The sequence below is a fragment of the Chamaesiphon sp. genome (assembly GCF_041738855.1).
Lineage (GTDB): Bacteria > Cyanobacteriota > Cyanobacteriia > Cyanobacteriales > Chamaesiphonaceae > Chamaesiphon.
This window is the reverse complement of sequence record NZ_JBGSPA010000169.1, coordinates 25,576-49,699: the sequence shown is the minus strand read 5'-3', so window position 1 is coordinate 49,699 and position 24,124 is coordinate 25,576. Positions and strand designations below refer to the sequence as shown.

The 24,124-nt window shown below is 46.2% G+C and carries 26 protein-coding genes; 20 read left to right on the top strand and 6 right to left on the bottom strand.

The window, feature by feature from the left end; all coding sequences use genetic code 11:
• Nucleotides 1-47 precede the first annotated feature (47 nt).
• From ACEW9I_RS17675 to ACEW9I_RS17665, 3 genes are all read left to right on the top strand, one after another.
• On the top strand, nucleotides 48-1,418 hold the full coding sequence (locus ACEW9I_RS17675) for a hypothetical protein (protein WP_373541646.1): 1,371 nt from the start codon (nucleotides 48-50) through the stop codon (nucleotides 1,416-1,418).
• 443 nt (nucleotides 1,419-1,861) lie between these two features.
• On the top strand, nucleotides 1,862-2,899 hold the full coding sequence (locus ACEW9I_RS17670; RefSeq protein ID WP_373541645.1) for a hypothetical protein: 1,038 nt from the start codon (nucleotides 1,862-1,864) through the stop codon (nucleotides 2,897-2,899).
• 13 nt (nucleotides 2,900-2,912) lie between these two features.
• Nucleotides 2,913-3,557, top strand: coding sequence for an ElyC/SanA/YdcF family protein (locus ACEW9I_RS17665; RefSeq protein WP_373541644.1), 645 nt, complete (start codon nucleotides 2,913-2,915; stop codon nucleotides 3,555-3,557).
• 157 nt (nucleotides 3,558-3,714) lie between these two features.
• On the opposite strand, the gene ACEW9I_RS17660 is transcribed toward ACEW9I_RS17665, so the two are convergent.
• Nucleotides 3,715-5,097, bottom strand: coding sequence for an RNA-guided endonuclease InsQ/TnpB family protein (locus ACEW9I_RS17660; RefSeq protein ID WP_373541643.1), 1,383 nt, complete (start codon nucleotides 5,095-5,097; stop codon nucleotides 3,715-3,717).
• A gap of 66 nt (nucleotides 5,098-5,163) precedes the next feature.
• Between ACEW9I_RS17660 and tnpA the strand changes: the two genes are divergently transcribed.
• From tnpA to ACEW9I_RS17635, 5 genes are all read left to right on the top strand, one after another.
• Entirely contained in the window at nucleotides 5,164-5,577 is a 414-nt protein-coding gene (gene tnpA / locus ACEW9I_RS17655) for an IS200/IS605 family transposase (protein ID WP_373541642.1), read from the top strand.
• A gap of 259 nt (nucleotides 5,578-5,836) precedes the next feature.
• A complete protein-coding gene (locus tag ACEW9I_RS17650) occupies nucleotides 5,837-6,079 on the top strand; it encodes a hypothetical protein (RefSeq protein WP_373541641.1) in 243 nt (80 codons plus the stop codon).
• 271 nt (nucleotides 6,080-6,350) lie between these two features.
• Nucleotides 6,351-8,672: a GumC family protein gene (locus tag ACEW9I_RS17645; protein WP_373541640.1), complete on the top strand. Its 2,322-nt coding sequence runs from the start codon at nucleotides 6,351-6,353 to the stop codon at nucleotides 8,670-8,672.
• 36 nt (nucleotides 8,673-8,708) lie between these two features.
• Complete coding sequence (locus ACEW9I_RS17640; protein WP_373541639.1) at nucleotides 8,709-9,482, top strand: WecB/TagA/CpsF family glycosyltransferase; 774 nt, start codon at nucleotides 8,709-8,711, stop codon at nucleotides 9,480-9,482.
• Nucleotides 9,483-9,535: 53 nt separating this feature from the next.
• Nucleotides 9,536-10,006, top strand: a complete 471-nt coding sequence (locus tag ACEW9I_RS17635) for an EVE domain-containing protein (RefSeq protein ID WP_373541638.1) — start codon at nucleotides 9,536-9,538, stop codon at nucleotides 10,004-10,006.
• 83 nt (nucleotides 10,007-10,089) lie between these two features.
• On the opposite strand, the gene ACEW9I_RS17630 is transcribed toward ACEW9I_RS17635, so the two are convergent.
• On the bottom strand, nucleotides 10,090-10,806 hold the full coding sequence (locus tag ACEW9I_RS17630; RefSeq protein ID WP_373541637.1) for a hypothetical protein: 717 nt from the start codon (nucleotides 10,804-10,806) through the stop codon (nucleotides 10,090-10,092).
• A 196-nt stretch (nucleotides 10,807-11,002) separates the two neighbouring features.
• Between ACEW9I_RS17630 and psbX the strand changes: the two genes are divergently transcribed.
• The 3 genes from psbX (at nucleotide 11,003) to ACEW9I_RS17615 (ending at nucleotide 12,323) form a co-directional block, all read left to right on the top strand.
• The gene (gene psbX, locus ACEW9I_RS17625; protein ID WP_373541636.1) at nucleotides 11,003-11,122 is read left to right on the top strand and encodes a photosystem II reaction center protein PsbX; all 120 of its coding nucleotides are present in this window, start codon (nucleotides 11,003-11,005) and stop codon (nucleotides 11,120-11,122) included.
• A gap of 61 nt (nucleotides 11,123-11,183) precedes the next feature.
• Entirely contained in the window at nucleotides 11,184-11,339 is a 156-nt protein-coding gene (locus tag ACEW9I_RS17620) for a hypothetical protein (RefSeq protein ID WP_373541635.1), read from the top strand.
• 66 nt (nucleotides 11,340-11,405) lie between these two features.
• Nucleotides 11,406-12,323 carry a Ycf66 family protein gene (locus ACEW9I_RS17615; protein WP_373541634.1) on the top strand — a complete coding sequence of 306 codons (918 nt, stop codon included), beginning with the start codon at nucleotides 11,406-11,408 and terminating at the stop codon, nucleotides 12,321-12,323.
• Between the two features lie 81 nt (nucleotides 12,324-12,404).
• Here ACEW9I_RS17615 and ACEW9I_RS17610 read toward each other — a convergent pair whose 3' ends face one another.
• Nucleotides 12,405-12,584 (bottom strand): chlorophyll a/b-binding protein, encoded by a 180-nt coding sequence (locus tag ACEW9I_RS17610; protein WP_373541633.1) that lies wholly within the window; start codon nucleotides 12,582-12,584, stop codon nucleotides 12,405-12,407.
• Between the two features lie 472 nt (nucleotides 12,585-13,056).
• On the opposite strand from ACEW9I_RS17610, the gene ACEW9I_RS17605 reads away from it, so the two are divergent.
• The 3 genes from ACEW9I_RS17605 (at nucleotide 13,057) to ACEW9I_RS17595 (ending at nucleotide 15,359) form a co-directional block, all read left to right on the top strand.
• Nucleotides 13,057-13,383, top strand: coding sequence for a hypothetical protein (locus tag ACEW9I_RS17605; RefSeq protein ID WP_373541632.1), 327 nt, complete (start codon nucleotides 13,057-13,059; stop codon nucleotides 13,381-13,383).
• A gap of 1 nt (nucleotide 13,384) precedes the next feature.
• Nucleotides 13,385-14,158 (top strand): RNA polymerase sigma factor SigF, encoded by a 774-nt coding sequence (locus tag ACEW9I_RS17600; protein WP_373541631.1) that lies wholly within the window; start codon nucleotides 13,385-13,387, stop codon nucleotides 14,156-14,158.
• Nucleotides 14,159-14,330: 172 nt separating this feature from the next.
• Nucleotides 14,331-15,359: a hypothetical protein gene (locus ACEW9I_RS17595; RefSeq protein ID WP_373541630.1), complete on the top strand. Its 1,029-nt coding sequence runs from the start codon at nucleotides 14,331-14,333 to the stop codon at nucleotides 15,357-15,359.
• A 267-nt stretch (nucleotides 15,360-15,626) separates the two neighbouring features.
• On the opposite strand, the gene ACEW9I_RS17590 is transcribed toward ACEW9I_RS17595, so the two are convergent.
• A complete protein-coding gene (locus ACEW9I_RS17590; RefSeq protein WP_373541629.1) occupies nucleotides 15,627-15,890 on the bottom strand; it encodes a hypothetical protein in 264 nt (87 codons plus the stop codon).
• A gap of 429 nt (nucleotides 15,891-16,319) precedes the next feature.
• On the opposite strand from ACEW9I_RS17590, the gene ACEW9I_RS17585 reads away from it, so the two are divergent.
• Entirely contained in the window at nucleotides 16,320-16,907 is a 588-nt protein-coding gene (locus ACEW9I_RS17585) for a Uma2 family endonuclease (protein ID WP_373541628.1), read from the top strand.
• 152 nt (nucleotides 16,908-17,059) lie between these two features.
• On the opposite strand, the gene trxA is transcribed toward ACEW9I_RS17585, so the two are convergent.
• Nucleotides 17,060-17,377: a thioredoxin gene (gene trxA, locus ACEW9I_RS17580; RefSeq protein ID WP_373541627.1), complete on the bottom strand. Its 318-nt coding sequence runs from the start codon at nucleotides 17,375-17,377 to the stop codon at nucleotides 17,060-17,062.
• A gap of 158 nt (nucleotides 17,378-17,535) precedes the next feature.
• Between trxA and ACEW9I_RS17575 the strand changes: the two genes are divergently transcribed.
• A complete protein-coding gene (locus tag ACEW9I_RS17575; RefSeq protein WP_373541626.1) occupies nucleotides 17,536-18,714 on the top strand; it encodes a GNAT family N-acetyltransferase in 1,179 nt (392 codons plus the stop codon).
• 488 nt (nucleotides 18,715-19,202) lie between these two features.
• Nucleotides 19,203-19,586, top strand: coding sequence for a DUF4346 domain-containing protein (locus tag ACEW9I_RS17570; RefSeq protein WP_373541625.1), 384 nt, complete (start codon nucleotides 19,203-19,205; stop codon nucleotides 19,584-19,586).
• Nucleotides 19,587-19,722: 136 nt separating this feature from the next.
• On the opposite strand, the gene psb32 is transcribed toward ACEW9I_RS17570, so the two are convergent.
• Nucleotides 19,723-20,454 (bottom strand): photosystem II repair protein Psb32, encoded by a 732-nt coding sequence (gene psb32 / locus ACEW9I_RS17565; RefSeq protein WP_373541624.1) that lies wholly within the window; start codon nucleotides 20,452-20,454, stop codon nucleotides 19,723-19,725.
• 127 nt (nucleotides 20,455-20,581) lie between these two features.
• Here psb32 and ACEW9I_RS17560 point away from each other — a divergent pair, with 127 nt between their 5' ends.
• From ACEW9I_RS17560 to ACEW9I_RS17550, 3 genes are all read left to right on the top strand, one after another.
• Nucleotides 20,582-21,580 carry an adenosine kinase gene (locus tag ACEW9I_RS17560; protein WP_373541623.1) on the top strand — a complete coding sequence of 333 codons (999 nt, stop codon included), beginning with the start codon at nucleotides 20,582-20,584 and terminating at the stop codon, nucleotides 21,578-21,580.
• Nucleotides 21,581-21,772: 192 nt separating this feature from the next.
• Nucleotides 21,773-22,558, top strand: a complete 786-nt coding sequence (locus ACEW9I_RS17555; protein WP_373541622.1) for a Uma2 family endonuclease — start codon at nucleotides 21,773-21,775, stop codon at nucleotides 22,556-22,558.
• A gap of 10 nt (nucleotides 22,559-22,568) precedes the next feature.
• Nucleotides 22,569-24,110 (top strand): AAA family ATPase, encoded by a 1,542-nt coding sequence (locus ACEW9I_RS17550; RefSeq protein WP_373541621.1) that lies wholly within the window; start codon nucleotides 22,569-22,571, stop codon nucleotides 24,108-24,110.
• Nucleotides 24,111-24,124 lie beyond the last annotated feature (14 nt).

Below are 24,124 nucleotides of genomic sequence, written 5' to 3'. Positions count from 1 at the left end.
ATCTAACTTTAGAAATAAATATTTTTACTCTTCATTCTAGTACATAGATGCAATCTACAAGTTTAGAGAAAAAAAGATTACATAAAAAAGGTTTTTACAAAGGTAGCACATTAGCAATTGCAGCATTTTCTTCAGCATTTTATTCGCGAATTGTCTGCTCGGTTACGCGATTACCGTCACTACTAAATCACCTCCACTTTGCGATCGTCCCATTTACAACGCTTGCGATCTTGACGACAGCTAGATCGAAAGATTCCAAGCAAATTTCAATTGCCTGGATGTTACTTTGTGGACTCTTGATTCTGTTGGGAGTTATGACCGCAAGTGCCTTAATTAATAATGCCGGAATTATTAATATCATTTTCGATTTCTTAATCCTGGCAGAGCCATTTATGCTCCTGATGGCGATCGTCTGCGTACCGATGTCCACAGAGAGTTTCCAACGCTTCAGAAATTGGACTATTTATTCTGCCTATGCAAATATGGCACTGGCTTTCATCCAGTGGCCGCTGCTAAAGTTTCATAAAATATCTGCTGGCGGACTAGATCAAACTGATGGCATGGCTGGAGTTTTTTTCGTTTCTGGAGCTGGAAATTATGTATCAACAACCGTGTCAATTTACTTTGCTATTTATTACTTAATGTTTGCGCGATCGGCTCCGCTCTGGCTGAGAGTTGGAACTTTATGTGGTGCTATCTTTCAACTACAACTATCGGATTCAAAACAAGTTCTGTTTGCACTGTTGGGGGGATGGGCACTTTTGATTATATTAACCATCAAGGATTTTACTAAAACGCTCATTTCGATCTCTTTAATCATTATATTTTCGATCTTTTTCTACTGGTGCGTACAAAATATAGAGGCTTTCGCCGCTTTTAAAAACTACCTAGATAAAGATGGAATTTTTGCGCCTAATGGCGAAGCGGCTCGAATTAAATTAGTTGCATTTAATTTAATCCCTACATTTTATCACTCTCCATTAAATTGGCTACTGGGTTTAGGTCCCGGTCATACTGCCGGACGGTTGGGCGGTTGGTTGCTCAAAGAAAATTGGGCAATTCTTGGACCACTAGGCGCAACTATGCATCCTGCCAGTCAAGCAATGCTCGATGCTTACTATGGAAGCTGGCTGGCAATGGAGTCTACCATGTTTTGTCCCATGTTTGGTTGGGCGGGGATTTGGGGCGATCTAGGATTGGCTGGATTGTGCGCCTATTTGCTGCTGGGGGTGATTGTGTGGCGGTACGTTTGTGTCGATAACTTCTGTAGATTTCTGCTGCTGAGCGTAGCTTGTTTCGGTTTGATTTTTACCCAGATGGAAGAACCAGGTTTCATGTTTTACTGTGCTAATGCGATCGGGCTGCGGTGGCATGAAAATCGCAATCGCGTCTTGACTCAACAGGGCATGTCCCACTAACAATCGATCTGTGTCTTGTTAGTTACTTTTACCGATCATCGATCGCCGCAACTGGGATGAAATCTATCCGAATCATCGTAATGCAAAGCACTTTTCTAGTCGATCGCTCCAGGTAAATTAATTGTAGTAATCAATCGATTGATGTATCATTGTAGCTATAAATATTAAATAGTCTGAAACTCTTGTAACTTAAATCACTATTTTTAATTTAACCGATAGTTTGGGCAAAGAATATTTTGAAACTAGTCATCGTCATGATAAGTTTCGCGATTGCGGGCAGGCGGCGACAGCAAGTTGGGACGAAAAAGTTGTGGTCTATCTCGATTGGTAATTGATTTCTCTACACAGAGCGTTACGCGGCAAGCTAAAACTTAGCCACTCAAACGGGAGAACTTCCGGCTGTGACTCGCTAGTCTGAAAATCTATCGAACAAGTGAACGATCATGCGCACAAATACCTTATTTCAGCTCCAGCATCTACGTCTCAACAATCTATATCCACTCTATTATCTAGCCAATCGGGTGGCTAACAAGGTGTTAAGCCTCCCCTCCGATCTGGCCTGTACGATGAACAGTACCGATTGGTTCGAGCGATCGGTACTGTTGCCCCAATATCACGATTGGCGCGATCGACACAAACAAAATCTGCCCAAGCTTGAGGCTGGCGAACGAGCCATTGTCGATCGACTCGAGTATGAGGGCATCTGTATCACATCACTAGAGGCTTTGGCGATCCCCGATAGTCAACGGCTCTTGGATGCAGCCGCACCAATTACCAAAGAACTTGCCCAACTATCGCGTGCGCCCAGTCATATTGGCAAACATACCTTGATGGCAACTGCCAATCATTTGCTCGAACACCCAGAAATTCTTTACTGGGGTCTTTCCGAGCGGATTGTCAAAATTGTCGAATGCTATCTGGGTTTGCCTGTCGGTTACGGTGGCTTGTCGTTTTATTACAGCGTGGCAGATAGTAGAGATGTCGGTCCGCGGATCTGGCACCGTGATAAGGAAGACTGGAGAATGATTAAAGTTGCCGTTTATTTAAACGATGTCGCTGAGTCCGGCGGTCCTTACCAGTGCGTCAAGTCAGCCACAAATAACTGGCTGGTGGAAACTCTCCCCAAATACAAGGGATTGACCCATACCGAAATGCAACAGTTGCTAAACAATAGCTCCGATGATTGGTTCACTTCTTGCATTGGGACGGCAGGAACAGTGATTTTTACCGACACTGCCCGCTGCTATCATCGGGGCAAGCCCCCAATCGACACCGATCGATCGGCGATATTTTTTCACTATTTTAGCTACCGTCCCAAGAACCCGTTCTACTGCGACAGGTCGCCCCTCTCAAGTAGGCAAATTGTCGAATTTGACAGGCAGCTACCAGCCCATCTCCAAGGTTATCTCACCTGGAGAGATAAGTATCCTCTAGTTGGTAGGTACATTCCCAAAAATTTTATGCGAGTCGATAATTGGTAACTACTAAATATTAATGCTCATCACTACTTTTTGCATCCACATCGAAGGCAGAGAAATAGTAGCCTTTGTATTTTCAACAATCTGCATAGCTGCGGCGATCTCTTTGACAATTTTAAATCTCCATAATTTCTTAGCTAAAAGCTCGCCCATCATAGCAGATATTTTAGTTGTGGAAGGATGGCTGCCAGATTACGCACTTCAGTCAGCAGCCACTGAATTCAAAAATGGTGCATATCAAAAACTGATTACCATTGGCGGGGCTATACCAAGAGGGTTTTATCTATCAGAATATGCCAACTTTGCTGAACTCTCTGCTGCCACTTTAATCGCGCTTGGTGTCGAGCCACAGCACCTGCTAATCATCGCCGATCTGAGCCATTCTCCAGGTCGAACATCCAGTTCTGCTATGACGATCGCTCAATGGTTAGCAACTTCAGAACTCCAAATAACATCACTCAATCTGTTTACCCTCGGTACCCATGCCCGCCGCAGTTGGTTGCTTTTTAAAGATATCCTCGAACCTAAAATATCTATTGGGATTATTGCAGGCGAACCATTAAACTACAATCCAAAAAGTTGGTGGCATTCTAGTGAAGGAATTCGGACAGTTATTTCTGAACTCCTTGCTTACTTATCTGTACGTATCTTCAATATTTAGATAATGTCTAACTCGAACGTCATTATCTTTGGACATTTAATCGGCAAAACGTATGGGCGAGACAGTTCAATGTCGAAAATACAGGCACTCACATCACCAATAACGGTGGGAAACTATGGATTTTGGGAGTGACATAACCACACGTCAAGCGAGTACGCTATGACGTGGGCATCTTTGCAGCCCGATTAAGGGTGTGCATGATTTCCTTCATGGTACTATTATCCATAGAACCAACTACGAAAAGATTCCCACCACGGCGTTTTATACTTGGGAAAATGTCCAACCCAAGTCTCTTTAAATTGATCGCGGCATTAATGTCGCGATCTACCATTAGAGAGTTCTGCTCATCCCAATAATCTCGCATACTGCAATCGGTGAAAATGATTTCATTCCGATAACTGAGTACCATTGAGGTATAAGCAGGCTTTTGTGGAATGACAACTGCTCCAGCTTTTGCGGCTATGTAGTCCAGTGTCTTGAAAAATTGACCAAAAGCAGCATCTAGCCAAGATTTATTCAGTCCTGATTTAGCTGATTGACCATTGGGAAGATAAGTTCCCTCATCATCTTGTTTAACTTTATTTCGCTTGGTTAAACCTTGGAGATTTAAGTCTTCATAGAAGAAGAATTTAGCCCCTGTTCTTACAAGCTTATGAGCAGTTTTGTACTGAAAATCTTGACGAGAACGAGCAATACGCTGATGCTGTCTAGCTTCTTTCTTTGCCAGTTTACGCCTAGCCTTAGAACCACGTTTCCGTTTATTCCGCTTAGTTGAAATTCGGTCAAGCTTAGTCTGGTTCTTGCGTAGTGGCTTGAGTGAAGGTAGCTTTTCGCCCTCTGAAGTTGCCAGATAGACATTCTCATAAAGTACTGCATCCAGACCGATTGAGTCATCCCAAGTGGGAATAATTTCATCGGGTGTGAAGTCAGGTATAGAAGTATCTTCAAGCATTAGTTGAATGTACCAACCATCAGCTTTTCTAGTAACACTAGCTTGTTTGATAGTGAAACCATCTGGGATAGAGCGGTGCATCCTAACCTTAATAACTCCTAGCTTTGGTAATCGAATGTAGATCCAATTCTTGCGAACTAGTTTAATCCAGTCATCACCAGCAGTTGCAAAGGTCATTGTCCGGTAGTCTGCTTCAGTTTTAAACCGAGGTCTACCAGATTTACCGCCCTTACTATCTCCAATGATAAATCTCTCAAACGCCTTATCTGCCCGTTTGGAGACATCTTGCAGAACAGTTGAATATACTGCTTTGAAATCTAATAACTCACCACTGTGAAAGACCTTTACCAAGTCTTGTTTGATGATTGGTAATTGTTGCTTTTGTGAATAGTAATTAGGCTTTTCTCTGGGAGCGGAGATACTGGTTACTAGTGGACAAGCGTTTACCGCAGTACGATTCATTTCCCACCAATCAAACCGATCTCCCAACTGGCGGTTATACCAGTAGCGACAAATTCTCAGCCAGTCATTTAAGGCTAGTTTTTGCTTAGTGTCGGGATAAAATTGGTATTGATACGTTGTTTTCACAGCGTTGTGGCGTTTGAACTTAACTTAGTGTTATCATATCAGCATCTAATATTTAGTGTCAAGCAAATGAGCCGCGATTTTATCCATAAGGCGAGAGGGGTTTCTGACCTCAAGTGCCACTTAGTGTTAACGACCAAATATCGTCGTAAAGTTCTCACTGAGGCAGTGTTAACAAGGCTTGAAGAGATATTTAAAGCTTTGATGGAGAAGTGGGAAGGGCGGTTAGTAGAATTCAGTGGTGAGCGCGACCACGTACATTTGTTACTTCAATACACGCCACAAACCGAGCCTAGTAAGTTAATTAATAATCTCAAGACTGTATCTAGTCGATACCTACGGAAAGAATTCGTAACCGAAGTAAATCAGGTTTACTGGAAAGATGTATTGTGGACAAGTGGGTACTTTATTGCTTCGTGTGGCGGTGTAACTGTTGACCAGTTACGGAAATATATCGATGAACAAGATCGACCCGTTGATTGAGCATGGAATTTGTTCGTTTCGTCATCCACCCGTCCACTGCTAAGATCGCGCGAATTGTCAGATTGCAGACGGGTGGAATCGTAAGCGAGCTTTTCGGGGGAAGCTTCCCCCGAAAACGTCGCGCATCTCACGCGCCTTTCATCCCATACCAAGCGGGTACGCTATGGTGTGGGAATTCCCTGCTGTTTAGCTAAAAACCGAGCGCGGGGGTACACTCATCGATACCAAAAGTGGTGGTAAAACTGAGCTGCTGGGGGGTTTGGCTTATACCACTACGGCGAGTGCTGATGGCACACAGAACGATCCGATGTTTATCAATCATAATTCTGCCATCTCAATTACCTTGGGAGAAGTTAATCATGGTGGTGGTCCAAACTACACAACCTATGTGAGGGAAACAAGGGGCACACTCGTCCGCAATCTAGCTGCTGGCAGCCTACCCAATTATGTCGGTAGTGGCAGACAGATCCCGCTGTATGTTGGATACCCGCTTAAAAAATAGGCGATCTGGAGATTTGTTGGCAGCTTACCGATCGATCGCAGCAACCAGATCTGAAGATTGTGCTATCAGCTTTATAGCTGAATTGTTACACACATACGTATTCCAATTGTTAAAATTGACAACATCGACTCGAAGTCATAATTTAGAAATACCTAACGGCTGTTGCGATCGATATCAGCACGTTTTGAGCAGTTGCCGACCACAAACTGCATCAAATGATGCAGTTTGAGAAGTATTTTAACCTGCTTATACTTTTTAGGGTTAGTTGTAAATGAGTATTGTCGTAAAAGGTGAATTACAACCGGATGAAGATAATTGGAGCGAAAGTCACCTAAATCAGCGATCGCCTGGTGCGACGATCGATTCTGAAGTTACACTCAGTACCAATGCTGATGAGGGGGGCTTGGATTTCGGTCAAGTTTTAAATACCATCCAGCGACGGATGCGGATTGTACTAGCGATCGGTATCCTCACGATCGGTGCGACAATCGTCTGGAATCGGACTCGACCGCCTGCCTACGAAGGCAGCTTCAAAATATTGATCGAGCCAGTTACCGCCGAAGGACAGGTAGTCTCTGCCATCACTGGCAATCAGACAAGTGTTGAAGAGCAAGATCTCGGCGGTGCACAATCCTCAAAAACCACGTTGGATTATCCAACTCAAATCCAGTTACTGCTCAGCAGTAAAATTTTACTTCCCGTAGTTAACAAGCTCCAAATAGATTACCCTCAAATTTCTTACGATACACTGAAGACATCGCTGAAGATCGATCGCCTCAAAGACACAACTGAAACCAAAATCCTGGAAATCCGCTATGCCTCTCGATCTTCAAATGAGACGGAACAAGTACTAAATCTCATTTCTAGTGCATACATTCAATATAGTTTGAGCGAACGGCAAACAAATGTCCGTCGAGCGATTCAGTTTGTAGATAAACAACTACCCAAAATCAAAACTCAGGTTAGCGATTTAGAGTCGGCACTACAGACTTTTAGGGAGAAAAATCAGTTAATCGATCCGATTACACTGGGAACTCAGTTGGGTAGTCAACTCAGCACTACGAAACAGGAGCAACAAACAACTCAAGTGGAGCTAGCCAAAGCTAGACAACTCTATCGCTCTTTGGAGCAGCAACTTCAACTTCAGCCAAAAAGTGCTGAAGCAGCTTCAGTACTCAGTGAAGCTCCTGCATATCAACAATTGGTCAAACAACTTCAAGATATTGATATTGAGTTGAAAAGTTTATCAGCTGACTTGACAGCGGAACACCCAAAAATAGTTTCGCTTCAGGAAAAAAGAAAAGAATTGTTACCACTGTTGGAAGCCAAATCCACTGCTCTTTTGGGTAGCAACCTCTCTCAAAGCATTCCCAACGCCCAGTCGTTACCCTATCAAAATGCACTGCGGCAAGATCTCAGCAAACAGTTTATTGCTGTTGCTACCCAAGTGGAAGTTTTGGAAGCTAAGCTCAAGAGCCTCGATGAATCAAGCCAAGTTTTAGCGATCGAAACGGGGCAACTACCAGTAATCTCGCGTCAATATGAAAATCTGCAAAGACAATTAAAGACTGCCACCGAACAATCAAGCAAGTTTTCTCAAAAACGTGAGGAATTGATGATTAATGCCGCTCGTCAAGAGGTGCCGTGGGAGCTAATTGCTAATCCTGCGGTTAAAAAGATATCATCTTCTGGTTTATTAAAGGATATCGCATTAGGATCTATTCTCGGACTCCTACTAGGGAGTGGAGTGGCGATACTCGTCGATAAAATGAATGATGTGATTTATTCACTCAAAGACTTACGCGAAGAACTCAATTTGGCAATTTTGGGAATGATTCCTGAGCGAGAAGATGAGCGGAAGTCGCTCAAAAATGCCAATACTACACCGAATCGGGGGCGATTTTTCCTGAGTGAAGGTGATGATATTCGCACGAGCAATCGCTATCGATTTTCGTTATTTATTGAGTCTTTTCGCGCACTAAATTCTCAACTTCGACTGCTGTCTCCAGATACACCAATTAGATCGCTGGTTGTCAGTTCATCATTACCCGATGAAGGTAAGACTACGATCTCGATTCAATTGGCTCAAGCGGCTGCGGCGATGGGTCAGCGAGTATTATTGGTTAATGCCGATCTCAGAAAACCCACCCATAATTTGCAAACTCCAGCGGATCTACACAGTAACAGCAATCTCATCCCTGGCTTAACTGATATTATTGCTGGAACCTCACAGTTAATGGATACAGTTCAACTATTACCAGGGGAAGAAAACTTATATATTCTCTTAGCTGGTTCAGTTGCCTTAGATCCCACTAGCATTTTAAGCTCAAAAAGAATGCGAGATCTGATGGAGAATTGTCAACATAATTTTGACCTAGTTATTTACGATACTGTCCCACTAAATTTTGCAGATTCATTATTATTGATTCCCTACACCGATGGACTACTGATGGTAACTAGACTCGGTAAAGTCTACCGTGAAGTTTTGCGAAACTCATTGAGAACATTAGCGGTATCTAAAGTTACAGTTTTGGGTCTAGTAGTGAATATGGTCAGCGATAGTCAATCTTCAGGAGCATACTATACTCGGTAACCAGCAACCGTCTAAGTTCTACCAAAATTCATACATATGTACAAAGATAATATTTCTACTCAAGATGTAATTGGCACTCCCATCTGTAACTTATCTTTCGATGAGCAAATTAAGGCGATCGTCACTTGGGCAAAAAAGTATCAGAGTAAAATAGTTTGTGTCGCTAATGTGCATATGTTGATCGAAGCTCAGCAAAATTCTGACTTTGCTAACTTATTGAGACACGCCGATCTTGTCACTCCAGATGGAATACCACTGGTGTGGATGTTGAAATTGATGGGAACAAAACGGGCTGAGAGAGTTGCGGGAATGGACATTTTTCTGGCGACTTGCGAACAGGCATCTCAGGCTCAAATAAGTATTTTTCTATTGGGGTCAACGCCGGATATTCTCGAAAAGATCGATCGACGATTGGCAACGGAATTTCCGCAATTAAAGATAGCTGGCAGGAATTCTCCTGCCTTTGGGCCACTCGATGCCAACGCAGATACCAATATCAGCCGCATCATTAATAGTAGTGGCGCAGGAATTGTCTTTGTGGCACTGGGCTGTCCTAAGCAAGAATTGTGGATGGCACAACATCAAGCCAAGATTCAAGCTGTCATGATTGGCGTTGGAGCGGTATTTCCTGTCTACGCTGGCGTCTTAAAGCACGCTCCTAAGTCGATGCGCGCTGCTGGGTTTGAGTGGCTATTTCGACTGATGCAGGAACCTCGGCGGCTGTGGAAACGTTATGCCCAGACTATTCCCATTTTTATCTGGCTGGCACTAAAGCAGCTTGTGACAACTAAATCGATCGAGAAGATCTGAATCATACCGCATACAATGAATGCATATAGACATCCTAGTAGCGGTAAGATTGCTTGAATTATTGGTTGATGAAGTCCGAACCTGATGTCTATGGCATCACCGATCTCGATCGCGATCGCACCACCATTTGGGATGGTGTCAGAAATTATCAAGCACGGAATTTTCTCAAGTCGATGGCAGTCGGCGATCTGGCTTTTTTCTATCATTCCAATACCAATCCACCTGGGATTGTCGGCTTGATGCAGATCGTCGCAGCGCAAGTTGTCGATCCCAGTCAATTCGATCCGACTAGCGACTATTACGATCCCAAGGCTACCGTGGTAGCTCCGCGCTGGCATACTGTCAAAGTAGAATTCGTGCGGATCTTCGACGGTAGCATCGATCTGGCAACGCTACGCGATCGATTCACGCCCGAGCAGTTGTTGGCTGTCAAGCAGGGGAATAGGCTCTCAGTAATGCCGATCCTCGCTGTCGTTGCCGAGCAGATCTTACAGCTATCAGCACAGATGACAGTTGACAGTTGACAGTTGACAGTTGACAGCGAAGTGATGGGAGCCAACGGCGAGTTGCTTGTCAAACGTACCATCCACCATCCACTATCCACCATTCACATATTCACAGGTAGCTGGATGCCCCAACCCTTGTAGTTGACATAGTACTTACCACTCTGAGGTGGACAACCAATGGCACGGCATAAATTGCGGGTGAATTTTTTTTCCATTTGCCGTGCTGACTTTTCTAAAGGATTGTCTTGATAATTCTGTCCACCCAGATAGTAACCCTTGAAATAACTTTCCCCAAACTGACCGATCCCGCCAGCGTGCGCGCATTGTTGGCTATGAGTGAGTTCGTGAGCCAACAACACCAATCGATCGGTATCGCGTGGTAAGTAGGCTGCCCGAATGTAGATCCGATCGCAATACGTTTGTGCGGATGAATCGACACCACCGATGTGAGTTTCCTTGCCACCTTGCGACCAGCGATCGAGTAATTTTGCGCCATACACGACAGTGACTCGATCGACCAGATCGCCAAATAGCGGTCGCAAATAGCCTTTCTGAGCTGGATCTAGCTCGACGCCCTCCCGATTCCGCATCTGCATGATTTGGGCAGCTAGGGGGAGTACTGTCGCCCCAGTTTCACTCCAGGCTAATTCGGGGGTGGGCGGGGAAATTTGTTGGAGATCTGGGAGCTGGATCGTGCCTGCGACGAGCGATTCAGTGGATGATTTGAGTGAATATGGGTACAGCAGCATCACCGTGATGACTGCCGTGACGAGGATAACTACACAAAATTGACAAAACTTGCTCAGGTTCGAGATCATCGCCCAAAACAGATGAAGGTGAAGTTGTAAATTAGTTAGTGAAGACCTAGCATCTCCTGCCTTATCATAACAATCCCTACCCCATCTCACCCACCAATTGTGCGGTCAAATTTCGGCAACCACTTCTCAGCGGGCAACTATATAGCTAGAATTAGAAGCAAGAATCTCTTATTGCGATCGCAGGACAAAATATTTTATGACACCCTCATTAGCCAATTTCTTATATAGTTTGCTCGCTGGTGGCTTGATTGTCGTCGTTCCCGCCACGATCGGTTTGATCTTCATCAGCCAAAAAGATAAAATTCAACGTTCTTAGGAGCGATAGCTCACGATTAGCTCTCCTCAGTTGGGTCGAATGACCGATCTGAGGCTTTGCCATGACAAAATTAGTCTATTTACGGATGGACGAATGGCAGCGATCGAGTCAAAATAGAAGTGGTGAAGTTTTCGCCAGCAACAGCAGTTCTGAATATGGTCAATCGGCACAAGTAATGGTGAATGCTAAAATATCTAAAGAATTGAATAGCCTTTGACCATGTCGAGCATTTAATGTCCCAACGGTTTGCACCGTTTATGTTTCACCCTCTGAGGAAATCACCGTGAGTTTTGGCATTCCTGCGGCTCTGCTATTTGGCTTAGTTTTGATTCTTGCCTCTTTGGGCCTGTTTCTGACCAGCAAGTTCAAGCCCGATCTGCATCAAGAATCTGACAACATCTATGCGATTATTGGCATCATCTGTGGTTTGTTGCTGCTGATTAGCCTTGACTTAGGCGCAGCAATGGCCTTCCAGCAATTGCTGATGATTGGTGCTCTAATCAGTATTATGTGGCAATTTCTACAGGTGCGTGCCGAAAACAAACGGCTCAAAGGCGGTGGTCGCAGTGCTGGTCGCGAAGCCCCCCCACGGAAATCGGGTTACACTGCCCAGATTGATGATGAGCCAGAATATGCCCCAGCCAAACGGAGCAATCGTCGCAACAAAGATAGATTCGATCGTAGTAGCAACGAACGCGAAGACCGAGAAGAGCTTCCTAGTCGTCGCTCTGCGACTAGAGAGTTGCCTGAAGAAAGGTTTGCTCCGACAGCCCCGCGCCGCCGTCTCACCGAGCCAGCTCGCACCGGAATAAGCTCCCTCACTCGTCGCCAAAATGACAGTTGGGATGAGGAGGACTGGAACGAGTTTGACGAACCAGCGCAGGTGCGCCGCGCCCTGCCAGATGCCGATCTAGCTAGCACACAGTCACAACGTCAATCGACTAGCAGAAGAGCGGAACGTCCCAATCTCGATGAGCCACCGCAACGAGGACGCGATCTGACTGCTACTGCCGAAGACGCCAATCCTCGCCGTCGCCGTCCAGAACGCGATCCGGATCGCGATCGCGCGACCACAGATCGATCGGCAACCGGACAAATCACCGGAACCACCGCCAGCTATATCGACTACGAACCGATCGATCCACCATCAGGACTACCACCATCCGACTCAGAACCGATCGTCTTCCCCGATCGCTACTAATCCAATTTAGTCCAAATCTCGAACGCACGATCTGTCTGGCAACACTGAGCTATGACGATCGTGCGTTTTGATTTTTCCCCTCTAACGCAATCCCAGCCAGGTGAAGAGATCTTGTCCCGACACCAATTCCAACCCTAGCAGGATGACAAATCCCATCATCGCAAATCGACCATTGACTCGTTCGGCATAGGCATTCCACCCAAAACTAGGCTCTACTGGTGAATCACTGCGCTGTGAGTCTGCTTGTGGTTTTGTAGTCACGATCGCTATTTTCCGGTTATTTACGTATTATTTTAATCGATTCTCGTTTGCCAGCGGCAATGGGAAGGCTCGGAAATGAGGATTTGAAGGCGTTGCGGCATTTAATGATGATTTTCGCTGGCAGACATTGCCCCTACCATCGGCGGAATTACCAGTTATTTAACGCTCATTCCTCAAAGTAGACTGGCGGCGATCGATCGCGACTAGCCGCTGTCAGAGACGATCGCATCCCGCTCTATGTGACAAGTGCGATCGAGATCCATCTCCAACCCGTAGTGCGATCGCATTCATTTGTCAAACGATCGCTCACAATGTAGATAAGTTCAGATTAAACACAGGGGAGCGCGCAAAGCCAGTGAAATTACCTAGCCCGATCGATCGAATTTTGCTCAAATACTGACGACTAGTAATCTCACTGATGGAATTTAGCCAGATCTGAGCTTAAACTGAACACGTCAAGGCGTTCGCCAAATTGAACCAGCAGCGAACAGCAATTCCAGTCAACACCAGCAATGCCAAATATTGGGTGAGCGAAATAGACACTACTAGTGACTTCAACGATCCCACCTCGATCCAGAGCGCGCTCTTTGCAGACAATCTCCATCGATCATTGACAAAATGTACTCGATCGACTCTTCATCGCCGATCGGGAGCGCGAATTTACTGCTCGATGCACCACAACACCGAGACTGACTTTAGCGACTTTAAAATAACGCCCACCGATTGGTTGAGTATATCTAGCCTCACCGATCGCCTCCTGACTACGACAATCCGCTCTCAACTCTTAATTAGAAAGTGACATGACTACCGTTTTAGAATGCGATCTGAAGCACCACAGTTTACAATTACTACGCGAATATCAACAGACTGGGAAAGCAAGATTGCGGAACCAGATTGTAGAGCTAAACCTGGGGTTAGTACGGAAGGAAGCACATTACTGGACGAGTCAGTGCAAAGAAACTTATGACGATTTACTGCAAGTTGGGAGTATCGGACTGATCAATGCGATCGACAAATTTGAAGTCAGTAAAGGGTTTGCATTTAGTACCTTTGCCATGCCCTATATCCGAGGTGAGATTCAACACTATCTCCGCGACAAAAGTTCGGTCTTAAAGATGCCACGCCGCTGGTTTGCACTGATCCAACAAGCCGGAACGATCGCCAAAAATCTCCAAGCCCAACATCAACGTCAGCCCACAGAAGCCGAGATCGCCCTCGCCTTGGATATTCCCCTTATCGAGTGGCAAGAAATCAAAATGGCTTACCAAAACCGCCAACCAGTAAGCCTAGACTCGCCGATGGGTAGTGATGATGAAGCCAGTAACTTAGCAGATCTGTTACCCGATCGTCATTACCAGAGTTTCCAACTATCCCAAGAAGATCGGCTACGCGTCCAACAAAGCTTGATCTCGCTCGAACAACATACCCGCCAGATCCTCGAATTTGTCTTCCTGCACGATCTGACTCAAAAACAAGTCGCCGAGCGGATGGACATCAGTGTCATCACCGTCTCCCGCCACGTCAAAAAAGGACTGAATGTCCTTAAAGTGATGTTGGTAAATAACGACGCCTAGTCGATCTGGTTGTGAGTGCGATTGTCGCTCAAGATTTGGGTAGTCTAAAAATAGACCAGCCATTCGTGTCATTTCAATACCCGAGCCAATGGCAGCGTAAGCGTCTAATCATCCCCACGGTTATCAACCTTATATGTATATCGATATTCAGGGAAACGAGGTATAGAAATTAATGAACAAATCTTGGTTTTATCTAGGCGCGATCGGGAGTTTGGCGATCGTCCTGACGAGCTGTGGTGACGGCAGCAAGCCTCCTACACCCGCAGCTAGTCCGACTGCTGCGGCTAGCCCTGCGGTCAGTCCTAGCCCGATTGCTGCCGTACCAGCGACTACTCCCGCCACTCCACTCGTTACTAGTACACCCACAGTCGGCACCAAATCTATATCGGTAGATGTAGCTGCTGGCTTGATTGCGCCGACTAATGGCGAGAACTGGGCAAAAACCGTCTCCAAAGGTCGCTCCGATCCCTTTGCAACTCTGGCATTACAACCGATCGAAGTTATCGAAAAAGCTCCTCTCGATCCAAATGGTAACTCTGTCAAAACAGCGAGTATCAAGTCTGGCTTAAATAAATCGCTCCCCACCATCAAAGTTGCCTCAAACCCCATGTCTGGCAACGGAAAAATTACCAAGGGTTCCATTACCAAAGATACTAGCATCACTCGTGATGGTGATGTATCGATCTCCTCCATTCCCAGAACTGGTATCAATAGAGCCTTACCCAAAATCACTGTCGCCATCAAACCTACTCGGTCGGCATCTCCCACGGCTAGGAATAGCAGTATCCTCCGCCCTAGAGCGGGATCGACGACAATTGCCAGATCTGGAAATAATAATGTCCTGCGTCCTGTATTCGGTAAGTTTCCTAACTCGAAAACACCTGGAATGACTGACATTATTGCCGCTAGATCCGAACAAGTTGCCGCCAAGCCACTGCAAGCGATGGCGATCGAAATCTCAGGCGTGATTGAAGTAGAAGGCAAGACACAAGTCATTGTCAAATTGCCAAACGAGTCATTTAGCCGCTACATCGATCTGGGCGATCGCATTGCCAATGGTACAGTCTTGGTCAAGCGAGTCGAAGCTCAAGAAAGTCTCTCGCCTACTATCATCTTAGAAGAAGTCGGCGTCGAAGTCTCTCGCAAAGTTGGTGAGAAACCAGTAGCGATCGCTCCTCAGCCTCTATCCAATCCTAAGTAGTTTGAGTTAGAAAATCATCAAAAAGCCCGATCGAATGCGATCGGGCTTTTTAATGATAGTTTCTCAATAATTAGGAATGAATGAATGAATGTTAATTGCGCTCTACTCCGTGGGCAAACTGAGGCATCTCCAGCAGTTACGGTGATAATTTAAACTAATTTTTCTCAAGGCTGGTATTTAGCAAGGGTTTCAGGCTGGTATTAGTAATAAGGCGATCGTTTTAGCCCCATTTTCCCCCATAAGTCCAGGAGAGCCACTCGATCGAGCTTACTGGTTCCCAGATCCGGTGATGTGGGACAGGAGGACATCCATCTTGCCATTAAGAGTAGCGATATAACCTTTGAGTTCACTGATGTCAGCTTTGAGATCGGCTCTGACCTCAGCAACTTCATCATAGAGACGGTCAAACTCGATATTCAGCTCTCCCCAGGTCACTTGAGTATCTTCCAGGCGGTTGACTCTACGGGCAATAGTTCTTAACTGGCGATCGATGCGGCGGTCGTTGTCGTTTGGTTCGTTAGCTGGTGTCATTTAAGTATTTTGTCAGGTGCGGTTTCCAAGCACTGATATCCCCGTTAGCTTGGACAGCAAGGCGGGGATATTCCTATTTTACTGGTTACTTAGGGAGAGCTGCGATCGCTATTTATGTCAAAACAGATTTATCGATTAACATGCGGAGTTGGGTCGGTCATTTTCCCCATTCGTGACCCATACCCAAGCAGGGGAAACAAGCGACGTTTGTGGGGGAAGCTTCCCCCACAAAGCTCGCGCCCCAAGAACGCACTTTTCGCTAAACCGTCGGGGAACAAAGGCGGGCGCGCATCCGCTACCCAACCTACGAGCCTTTGGCTCACTCGATCGACTCGATCGTACTCACAATTGGCGATAGCTAGCAGTGCCCACCGTCTAAATTTTAGGCATTCAAATTATAATACTAATAGCCCATTACCCGCACTTGCAATGGTTCAAACACCGATTAAACCCATTACCATTGAAGCCTTTCTCCAGCTTCCAGAGACGAAGCCTGCTAGCGAGTTTATTGATGGTCAAATTAGCCAAAAACCAATGCCTCAAGGAAAACATAGCACGATTCAAGGCGATCTGGTATCTGCGATCGATATAATCCTCAAACCAGTGCGAATCGCCCGCGCTTATCCCGAATTACGCTGCACTTTTGGCGGGAGATCGATCGTTCCCGATGTTGCCGCGTTCGCATGGGATCGTATCCCTCGCGATGAGGATGGCAAAGTCGCCAATGTCTTCGCTATTGCGCCCGATTGGACGATTGAGATCCTCTCTCCAGACCAAAGCCAAACCAAAGTCGTGCGGAATATCCTCCACTGCCTCGCCCACGGCACTAAAATGGGCTGGTTAATCGATCCGGATGAAGAATTAGTATTTGTCTATTTAGCCGATCCGCAAGGGGCGAAACCAGGAAATCAAACGATCTCAGTCTTTGAACAACCGGATGATTTATTGCCCGTGCCTGGATTTGCCGAGTCATTTCAATTGACTGTCGGTCAATTATTTAGTTGGTTAGAGGATTAAATCTCGATCGATTCAAATACTCAAATCGCTATGACAAATTATCTCTAAATTAGAATCGATCTTGGTGATACGAACATGCTACCGATCGCGCTCTGATTTGGCACTGAGTAGGAAGTAATTATAAAAATTGACCGATGCGATCGATCTGTGATTTACAAGAATTGACCGATCCTGTCGATTAACTGCTCGGCGGGTAATACTCCTTCCAAGCGATCGATCGGTTGCCCACCTTTGAATAGAACGAGGGTTGGTAATGCTTGCACCTGATGATTGGAAGCGATCTGGGGATACTTGTCGGTATCGATTTTCATGATTCGCACTTGTCCATTCAGCTCGATATTGACTTGTTCCAAGATTTTCGCCATCATCTGACAAGGGCCGCACCAAGTAGCGTAGAAATCAACTAAGATCGGTACCTCGCTATTGGCGATCGCATCTTCAAAACTCGTGAACTGTTGTTTGACTGCCATAATTTGCTCCTGAAATGAACTGGGGATAATTCGATCTTACTCCCTTCCCACGTAAAAAATCGACCCCCACCACCCACCATTCACCCTTCACCCTTCACCATCCACCATCCATGCGGTTTCGATAGAATAGATAGGTGCCAAACAGCAGCAAATTAACCATGTCTCCATCTTCGTATCAGATCCGCTGGTTCAATAACTTAGCAGACATCCCACAAGATGATTGGGATGCTCTCGCTGTGCCCTTAAAGACGCCGTTTCTGGAGTGGGAATGGTTGAATATTCTCGAAACTTCTGGCAGCGTCACCGCCGAAACGGGGTGGTTGCCGACACATTTGACAGTCTGGCAAGGACAAGCATTGGTAGGAGCGGCTCCTTTGTATGTCAAGGGGCATAGTTACGGGGAATTTATCTTCGACAATCAGTGGGCCGATTTGGCGCAGCGGATGGGCATTAGGTACTATCCCAAGTTGGTGGGGATGACTCCAGTGACGCCATCAGAAGGCTATCGATTTTTGATCGATCCTGGTGCAAATGTGGCGGCAATTACCGAACTGATGGTGCGATCGATCGATGATTTTTGTACGACTCATCGATTGTCTGGCTGTCACTTCTTATATGTCGATCCCGCATGGCGATCGCAGATGCAGGACTACGGATATAGTACCTGGATCAATCACAACTATGTCTGGCAGAACCAAGAGTATCAAACTTTTGATGACTATTTGGGCGTATTTAATGCCAACCAACGCCGCAACATCAAACGAGAGCGCAAATCTGTGCAAGCGGGTGGATTGGATCTGACAACTGTCACTGGCGAACAAATCGCACCGGAGTTGTTTTCGCAGATGTATGCTTTCTATGCCGATACCTGCGATAAGTTTGGGTGGTGGGGTAGCAAGTACCTGACGCCAGAATTTTTCGAGCAGCTTCATGACAATTATCGGCATCGGGTGGTGTTTGTGACGGCGACGGGTGCAGATCCAGCGACACCTGTAGGGATGTCTTTTTGTATTACTAAAGGCGATCGCTTATATGGTCGTTATTGGGGTAGCAGTGATGACATCGATTGTCTGCATTTTGATGCTTGCTACTATACCCCGATCGAGTGGGCGATTCAAAACGGTATCAAAACTTTCGATCCTGGTGCTGGGGGCAGACATAAGAAGCGGCGCGGTTTTCCGGCAACGGCTAATTATAGTTTACATCGATTTTATCATCCACGCTTCGGTCAGATCTTACGCGATCATCTTGCCGAAGTGAATGAGTCGCAGCAGCAAGAGATCGTATTAATCAACCAAGATTTGCCGATGAAGATTGCAACGGCAGTTGATAGCTGACAGTTGCGGATGCTGTTCAGGTGGAGGATACTTGGCGCATGTGTTGCACCAGCGGCTCACGATACGTAGGCTCTGCCGTAAGCGCAAGGCGCAGGCTACGCCAACGCGCAGCGTCTCCGAAGGAGAGGGTTTAGCGAAAAGTGCGTTCTTGGGCTTTGCCCAAGTGAAGCACCTTTTCAAGACAGCGGCGTTTTTACGTCTAGGGTTCCCCCCGAATAAAAAAACGACAAGACAGCCAGACAAGACCAGCAGACAGTTGACAGTTGGCATGGATTACTAAAGTTGAAGCGATCTCCAGGTAATGGGGATCGCTTGCTATTGTCTTTCGCTCGACTTTAGAATCGATGGTAGACTAGCATATAGCAGTTAGCTGTAAAGTCAAAAGCGAACATTTTTAGTAAAAAAGATTGCTAATCTGCTCAAAACCACCACAAATCATCAATAAATCGGTTAATCTAGATCTAATATAATTATTAAAGATCGGATTTATGACCTTGGTAACCGATAATTTAACAGCGATCGATCGCGAACTGTCCAATCGGCAAATCGATCTCGATCCCAATGGCTACTTTCTCATTTATATCGATCGCGAACTTGGGTCGATCTGCGCCAAACACTGTACTAATATCATCGACGATCGCGGCTTGGCGATCGATCCCGAAACTGGCAAAGTCATCCCCGCCAAAGGTAAGGTAACTCGCACAAATACAACTCTATATGTGGGTCGCACCGCCAAGGAATTGTGCGTCAAAGTCATCGAACAAACCCAACCTTGTCCAGTCAGTATGATGGATCATGCCGCATATCTGGGGCGAGAATTTGTCCGTGCGGAGATCGCTTTACTTTCAGGTGCAGAATACATTCAAGATTGATTCAACTTCCCATAAAGGGCACCCCTACAGGTTAATTATGTAGGGGTGCCCTCTATGGGTAACCTCGATCCACCATCCACTATTCACTATTCACTCACTCCCCTAGATATCTAATTTGATACTAGAGAAGAGGTAACTAACTTTGATTTTGATACCACCACCAAGTCGCCATCGGAATCACCGTGGCAATAATCAATAGTCCGATCACGATAACTAGAAAGTTGGTGCGGTTGGCTTCGGTTTCTTCAGCCTTGAGATAGGTTCTACCAACTTCAGGTGTAGATATAATTACTGGTGGGCCAGGATCGGGTTGTCCTGAAAGTACGGGTACGAGTCGGTTGGCACCGTCGATAAAAGCTTGATTGTATTTGTTCCCACTGCGGAGCGGTGCCTGCATGGTTTCAGTGATGATACTGGTGGCAATTGCTGGTGTCAGTAGCGGTTCGATCTCACTCCCAGTGCGAATACCGATCGTATTAGTGACATTATCGAGCGTAATTAGCGTCTGATTGGCTTGTTCCTCCGCTGTTGGGAACCATTTTTTGAACAGTTTGTCAGTAAAAGTCTGAATGGTATCACCATAATCGAGCCGATGAACCGTCACAAACCGGACTTCTTTTCCTGTCTGTTTGGCAAGTTGTTCCAAGGTACCTCTAACTGTACCTTTGGTAGACAAACTCATCACATCAGCTTTATCGATAATCCAAGTTGGGATGCCTGCGGAGACAACCGGAATCTCATAGACAGCCGTGGCTTGAGCGGGTAGCACAAAAATCCCGATCGAGAGCGCGATCGTCACGAGCGATAATAGAAGTCGATGCTTCAGGGGAGAGACTAAGCCAACGAGATAAGAACGAATATGTGACATAGGATTGAGAGCTAATATCTGTTTTAACTTTAGCAGAATCAGATCGTTGTGAGTTTGTGGTGGAGATCGGGTGCGATCGCCCGATCGAGTAGTATCCTGTTATTTGTTAAGATCGATCGCAAATTTTATGACACGCTACGATGTATACGGACTGGGTAACGCGCTGCTCGATGTGGAATGTGAAGTCGAGCCAGCACTACTAGTAGAACTAGGCATCGATAAAGGTGTGATGACGCTCCTCGATGAAGCCAGTCAGAACAAGATCCTCGCACGGCTGGGGGATGCCACCAGCAAGCGCACTTGTGGCGGTTCTGGAGCCAATACGATCGTCGCTGTGAGTCAATTTGGTGGCAAAGCGTTTTATTCTTGTAAGGTTGCCAACGATGAACCTGGCGCGTACTATCTCAATGACTTGCTAGAGTGCGGTGTCGATACCAATCTCAAGTCTCATCCACCCGCCGCAGGCATCACGGGTAAATGTCTGGTATTTGTCACACCCGATGCAGATCGGACGATGAATACTTTCCTAGGGATTTCCTCGGGTTTGTCAGAGAGCGAACTAGTGCCAGACGCGATCGCCAACTCTGCTTATACTTATATTGAAGGCTATTTAGTTACGGGCGAGACTAGCAAGCAAGCTGCGATTACCGCCAGAGAAATGGCAGTTAATGCAGGTCAAAAAGTGGCTTTGACACTCTCAGATCAAAATATGGCAAAGTTCTTCAAACAGGGACTTTTAGACATGCTCGGCTCTGGCGTAGACTTACTATTTGCCAATGACAGCGAAGCATTTGAGATGGCTGGTACCCAAGATTTAGCTCAAGCGATCGAGTATTTAAAAACCATTTCCAAAACTTTTGCGCTGACTCTCGGTGCCAAAGGTTCACTGATATTTGACGGTCAAACATTACTTGAAATTGCCCCTGTGGCTGTGAAAGCGATCGATACTGTCGGTGCTGGCGATCTGTATGCTGGTGGGGTACTATATGGCATCACTAATGGAATGGATTGGGCGACAGCCGGACGGCTAGGTTCGATGGCTTCAGCTCAGTTGGTCACGATTCCAGGTGCGCGGATGGCAACAGCAGATCTGCAATCTTTGTTGAAGAAAGTAAAAGAAAATTAATAAACATATGCTTGAAAAATAGCGATTTGTCGGGTGAGTGGTGGGCAAATTATTTACAGCTACGTAATTAATTTATTTGTGAAAGTTTGCCCACCCTACGTCTACCTATCACTATATATTCACCATCCACCATTCACCATTCACCATCTACAAGATCGGCTAAAATTAGGCATAGCATGAGGCGTAGAAAATATGTACCAAAATCATCCCGCTATCCCTGGCATCGAATCGCTGCCAACAATGTACGATTTACCCAGTGAAGACCCGGAGGAAATGGGATTGCCTGACGAATTTCATGATTTTCAGCCCAAATTATTGCGGGAAACCTGTCAGCCGACTGCTGAAGTAGATTTTTTGATCGGGGCTGACCTCAATCTTTACTATGATGTCAAGCATACCAGCTGGTACAAACGACCAGACTGGTTTTTGGTACTAGGGGTGCCAGCTAGTCAGTCCCAGGCAGAGCTGAGATGGAGCTACGTGATGTGGCAAGAGGGTGTGGCACCATTTTTGGTGGTGGAATTGTTATCGCCAGGGACAGAGGCTGAAGACTTGGGGCAGACGCTGCGAGTCGTAGGCAAGCCGCCGACAAAGTGGCAGGTGTACGAGCAAATTTTGCGGGTGCCTTATTATGTGCTGTACGATCGATACTCCAACCAGTTTCGACTGTTTTGCTTGCAGGGTGCGCGTTATGTAGAATTAACGGTGAGCGGACAAGGATTTTGGTTCGAGGAATTGGAGTTGGGGCTGGGTATTTGGGAAGGAGTCTATTTTGGGATTGCAGGTAAGTGGTTGAATTGGTACGATCGATCTGGAAATTGGATCGGTACAGATCGAGAGCAACTAGTTCAGGCACAGCAGCAAGCGGATGCTGCTAGTCAACGAGCTGATGCTGCTAGTCAGGAAGCCAACCGCGAGCGAGCAAGGGCAGATCTATTGGCTGCCAAGCTAAGGGAGTTGGGTATCGATCTGGATTAAAATATCAACTATGTCAAATAAATCAATGCCTGCACTAATTCAGCAAATGTTAGTGTCGGAATTTTATCCTCATCCGGTGACTCTGCCCATTCAATTGATGCAAACCCATGCGTCAATTGTTTTACTTACAGGAAACTTTGCTTACAAGCTCAAGAAACCAGTTGATTTTGGCTTCTTAGACTATTCGACGATCGAGAAACGTCAACATTTTTGTAATGAAGAACTCCGACTCAATCAACGGGGTGCTCAAGAATTATATGTGGAAGTAGTGTCGATCTCCTTGGTTGGCGATCGCTATTCTTTAGGTAGCGATGGCGAAATAGTTGACTATGCAGTCAAGATGGTGCAATTTTCACAAGCAAATTTACTCAGCAATCTGTTTGAGGCGGGAACGATTACCACTGCTGATATTGAGGAGATGGGGCGAGTTGTTGCCGCGTTTCACGATCGCGCCCAGACAAGTGATTATATTAGCAGCTTTGGGCAAGTCGATCGCATAAAGTCATCAATCGATGACAACTATCGCCAGACCGAAAAATATATCGGACGCGTTCAGACGCAACAACAGTTTACAGAAACTCAAGCCTATACCGACCGCTTTTTAAGAGACTATTCAGACTTATTTCTCGCTCGGATTGCGGGTGGATTTATTCGCGAGTGTCATGGTGATTTGCATCTGCGGAATATCTGTCGCTGGCAACACAAAATTCTGTTATTTGATTGCATCGAATTTAACGAACCATTTCGCTTTGTCGATACCATGTACGATGTAGCGTTTGCAGTGATGGATCTAGAGGCAAGAGGACGCAAAGATCTCGCCAATCGGTTTTTAAATACCTATGTCGAACAAACTGGTGATTGGGCGGGGTTGCAGGTGTTACCGATGTATCTGAGTCGTCAGGCGTATGTCCGCGCCAAAGTCACATCATTCTTACTCGACGATGCTGGGGTGTCTACTGAAGAGCAATCAGCCGCCGCCCAGATAGCAGGTGATTATTATCGTCAGGCGTGGGAGTATACGCGCAGCCGTCAAGGGCGCATCATTATGTTGTCGGGGCTGTCTGGCTCTGGCAAAAGCACCGTAGGTAAGTACATTGCTCAGTTGCTCGGCGGCGTGCAGCTCCGCTCGGATGCGGTGCGAAAACATCTAGGTGGCATCCCACTACCGAGCAAGGGATCTGAGAGTCTATATACGCCCGAAATGACGGCAAAAACTTATCAGCGGGTGTTGGATTTGGGGGCAAAATTAGCCGCACAGGGCCAGACGGTGATTTTGGATGCAAAGTACGACCGCCAGTCTTTGCGGGGTGCTGTCATCGATTTAGCCACAGCTCAGGGGATTTCACTCCAGATCGTCCACTGCATGGCACCTGAAGATGTCTTGCGCGATCGATTGGTACATCGGACTGGGGATATTGCGGATGCGACTGTCGATCTCCTCGCCAGTCAACAAGCAGCTTGGGAAGATTTTACGCCTATGGAGCAGGTGTATGTGACTGTGGTGGATACGACTCAAGATCTAGCTGTTGGATTGCAGCAATTTGTTGAGTAAGTGGATGGTGAATG

Coding starts and splice junctions, on each gene's coding strand:
- ACEW9I_RS17595 (WP_373541630.1), top strand. CDS start 14,331: ATGAACAAATCTTGGTTTTATCTAGGCGCGATCGGGAGTTTGGCGATC.
- ACEW9I_RS17600 (WP_373541631.1), top strand. CDS start 13,385: ATGACTACCGTTTTAGAATGCGATCTGAAGCACCACAGTTTACAATTA.
- ACEW9I_RS17590 (WP_373541629.1), bottom strand. CDS start 15,890: ATGACACCAGCTAACGAACCAAACGACAACGACCGCCGCATCGATCGC.
- ACEW9I_RS17550 (WP_373541621.1), top strand. CDS start 22,569: ATGTCAAATAAATCAATGCCTGCACTAATTCAGCAAATGTTAGTGTCG.
- ACEW9I_RS17575 (WP_373541626.1), top strand. CDS start 17,536: ATGTCTCCATCTTCGTATCAGATCCGCTGGTTCAATAACTTAGCAGAC.
- ACEW9I_RS17570 (WP_373541625.1), top strand. CDS start 19,203: ATGACCTTGGTAACCGATAATTTAACAGCGATCGATCGCGAACTGTCC.
- ACEW9I_RS17630 (WP_373541637.1), bottom strand. CDS start 10,806: ATGATCTCGAACCTGAGCAAGTTTTGTCAATTTTGTGTAGTTATCCTC.
- psb32 (WP_373541624.1), bottom strand. CDS start 20,454: ATGTCACATATTCGTTCTTATCTCGTTGGCTTAGTCTCTCCCCTGAAG.
- ACEW9I_RS17645 (WP_373541640.1), top strand. CDS start 6,351: ATGAGTATTGTCGTAAAAGGTGAATTACAACCGGATGAAGATAATTGG.
- ACEW9I_RS17665 (WP_373541644.1), top strand. CDS start 2,913: ATGCTCATCACTACTTTTTGCATCCACATCGAAGGCAGAGAAATAGTA.
- ACEW9I_RS17560 (WP_373541623.1), top strand. CDS start 20,582: ATGACACGCTACGATGTATACGGACTGGGTAACGCGCTGCTCGATGTG.
- ACEW9I_RS17585 (WP_373541628.1), top strand. CDS start 16,320: ATGGTTCAAACACCGATTAAACCCATTACCATTGAAGCCTTTCTCCAG.
- ACEW9I_RS17675 (WP_373541646.1), top strand. CDS start 48: ATGCAATCTACAAGTTTAGAGAAAAAAAGATTACATAAAAAAGGTTTT.
- ACEW9I_RS17640 (WP_373541639.1), top strand. CDS start 8,709: ATGTACAAAGATAATATTTCTACTCAAGATGTAATTGGCACTCCCATC.
- ACEW9I_RS17620 (WP_373541635.1), top strand. CDS start 11,184: ATGACAAAATTAGTCTATTTACGGATGGACGAATGGCAGCGATCGAGT.
- ACEW9I_RS17555 (WP_373541622.1), top strand. CDS start 21,773: ATGTACCAAAATCATCCCGCTATCCCTGGCATCGAATCGCTGCCAACA.
- trxA (WP_373541627.1), bottom strand. CDS start 17,377: ATGGCAGTCAAACAACAGTTCACGAGTTTTGAAGATGCGATCGCCAAT.
- ACEW9I_RS17670 (WP_373541645.1), top strand. CDS start 1,862: ATGCGCACAAATACCTTATTTCAGCTCCAGCATCTACGTCTCAACAAT.
- psbX (WP_373541636.1), top strand. CDS start 11,003: ATGACACCCTCATTAGCCAATTTCTTATATAGTTTGCTCGCTGGTGGC.
- tnpA (WP_373541642.1), top strand. CDS start 5,164: ATGAGCCGCGATTTTATCCATAAGGCGAGAGGGGTTTCTGACCTCAAG.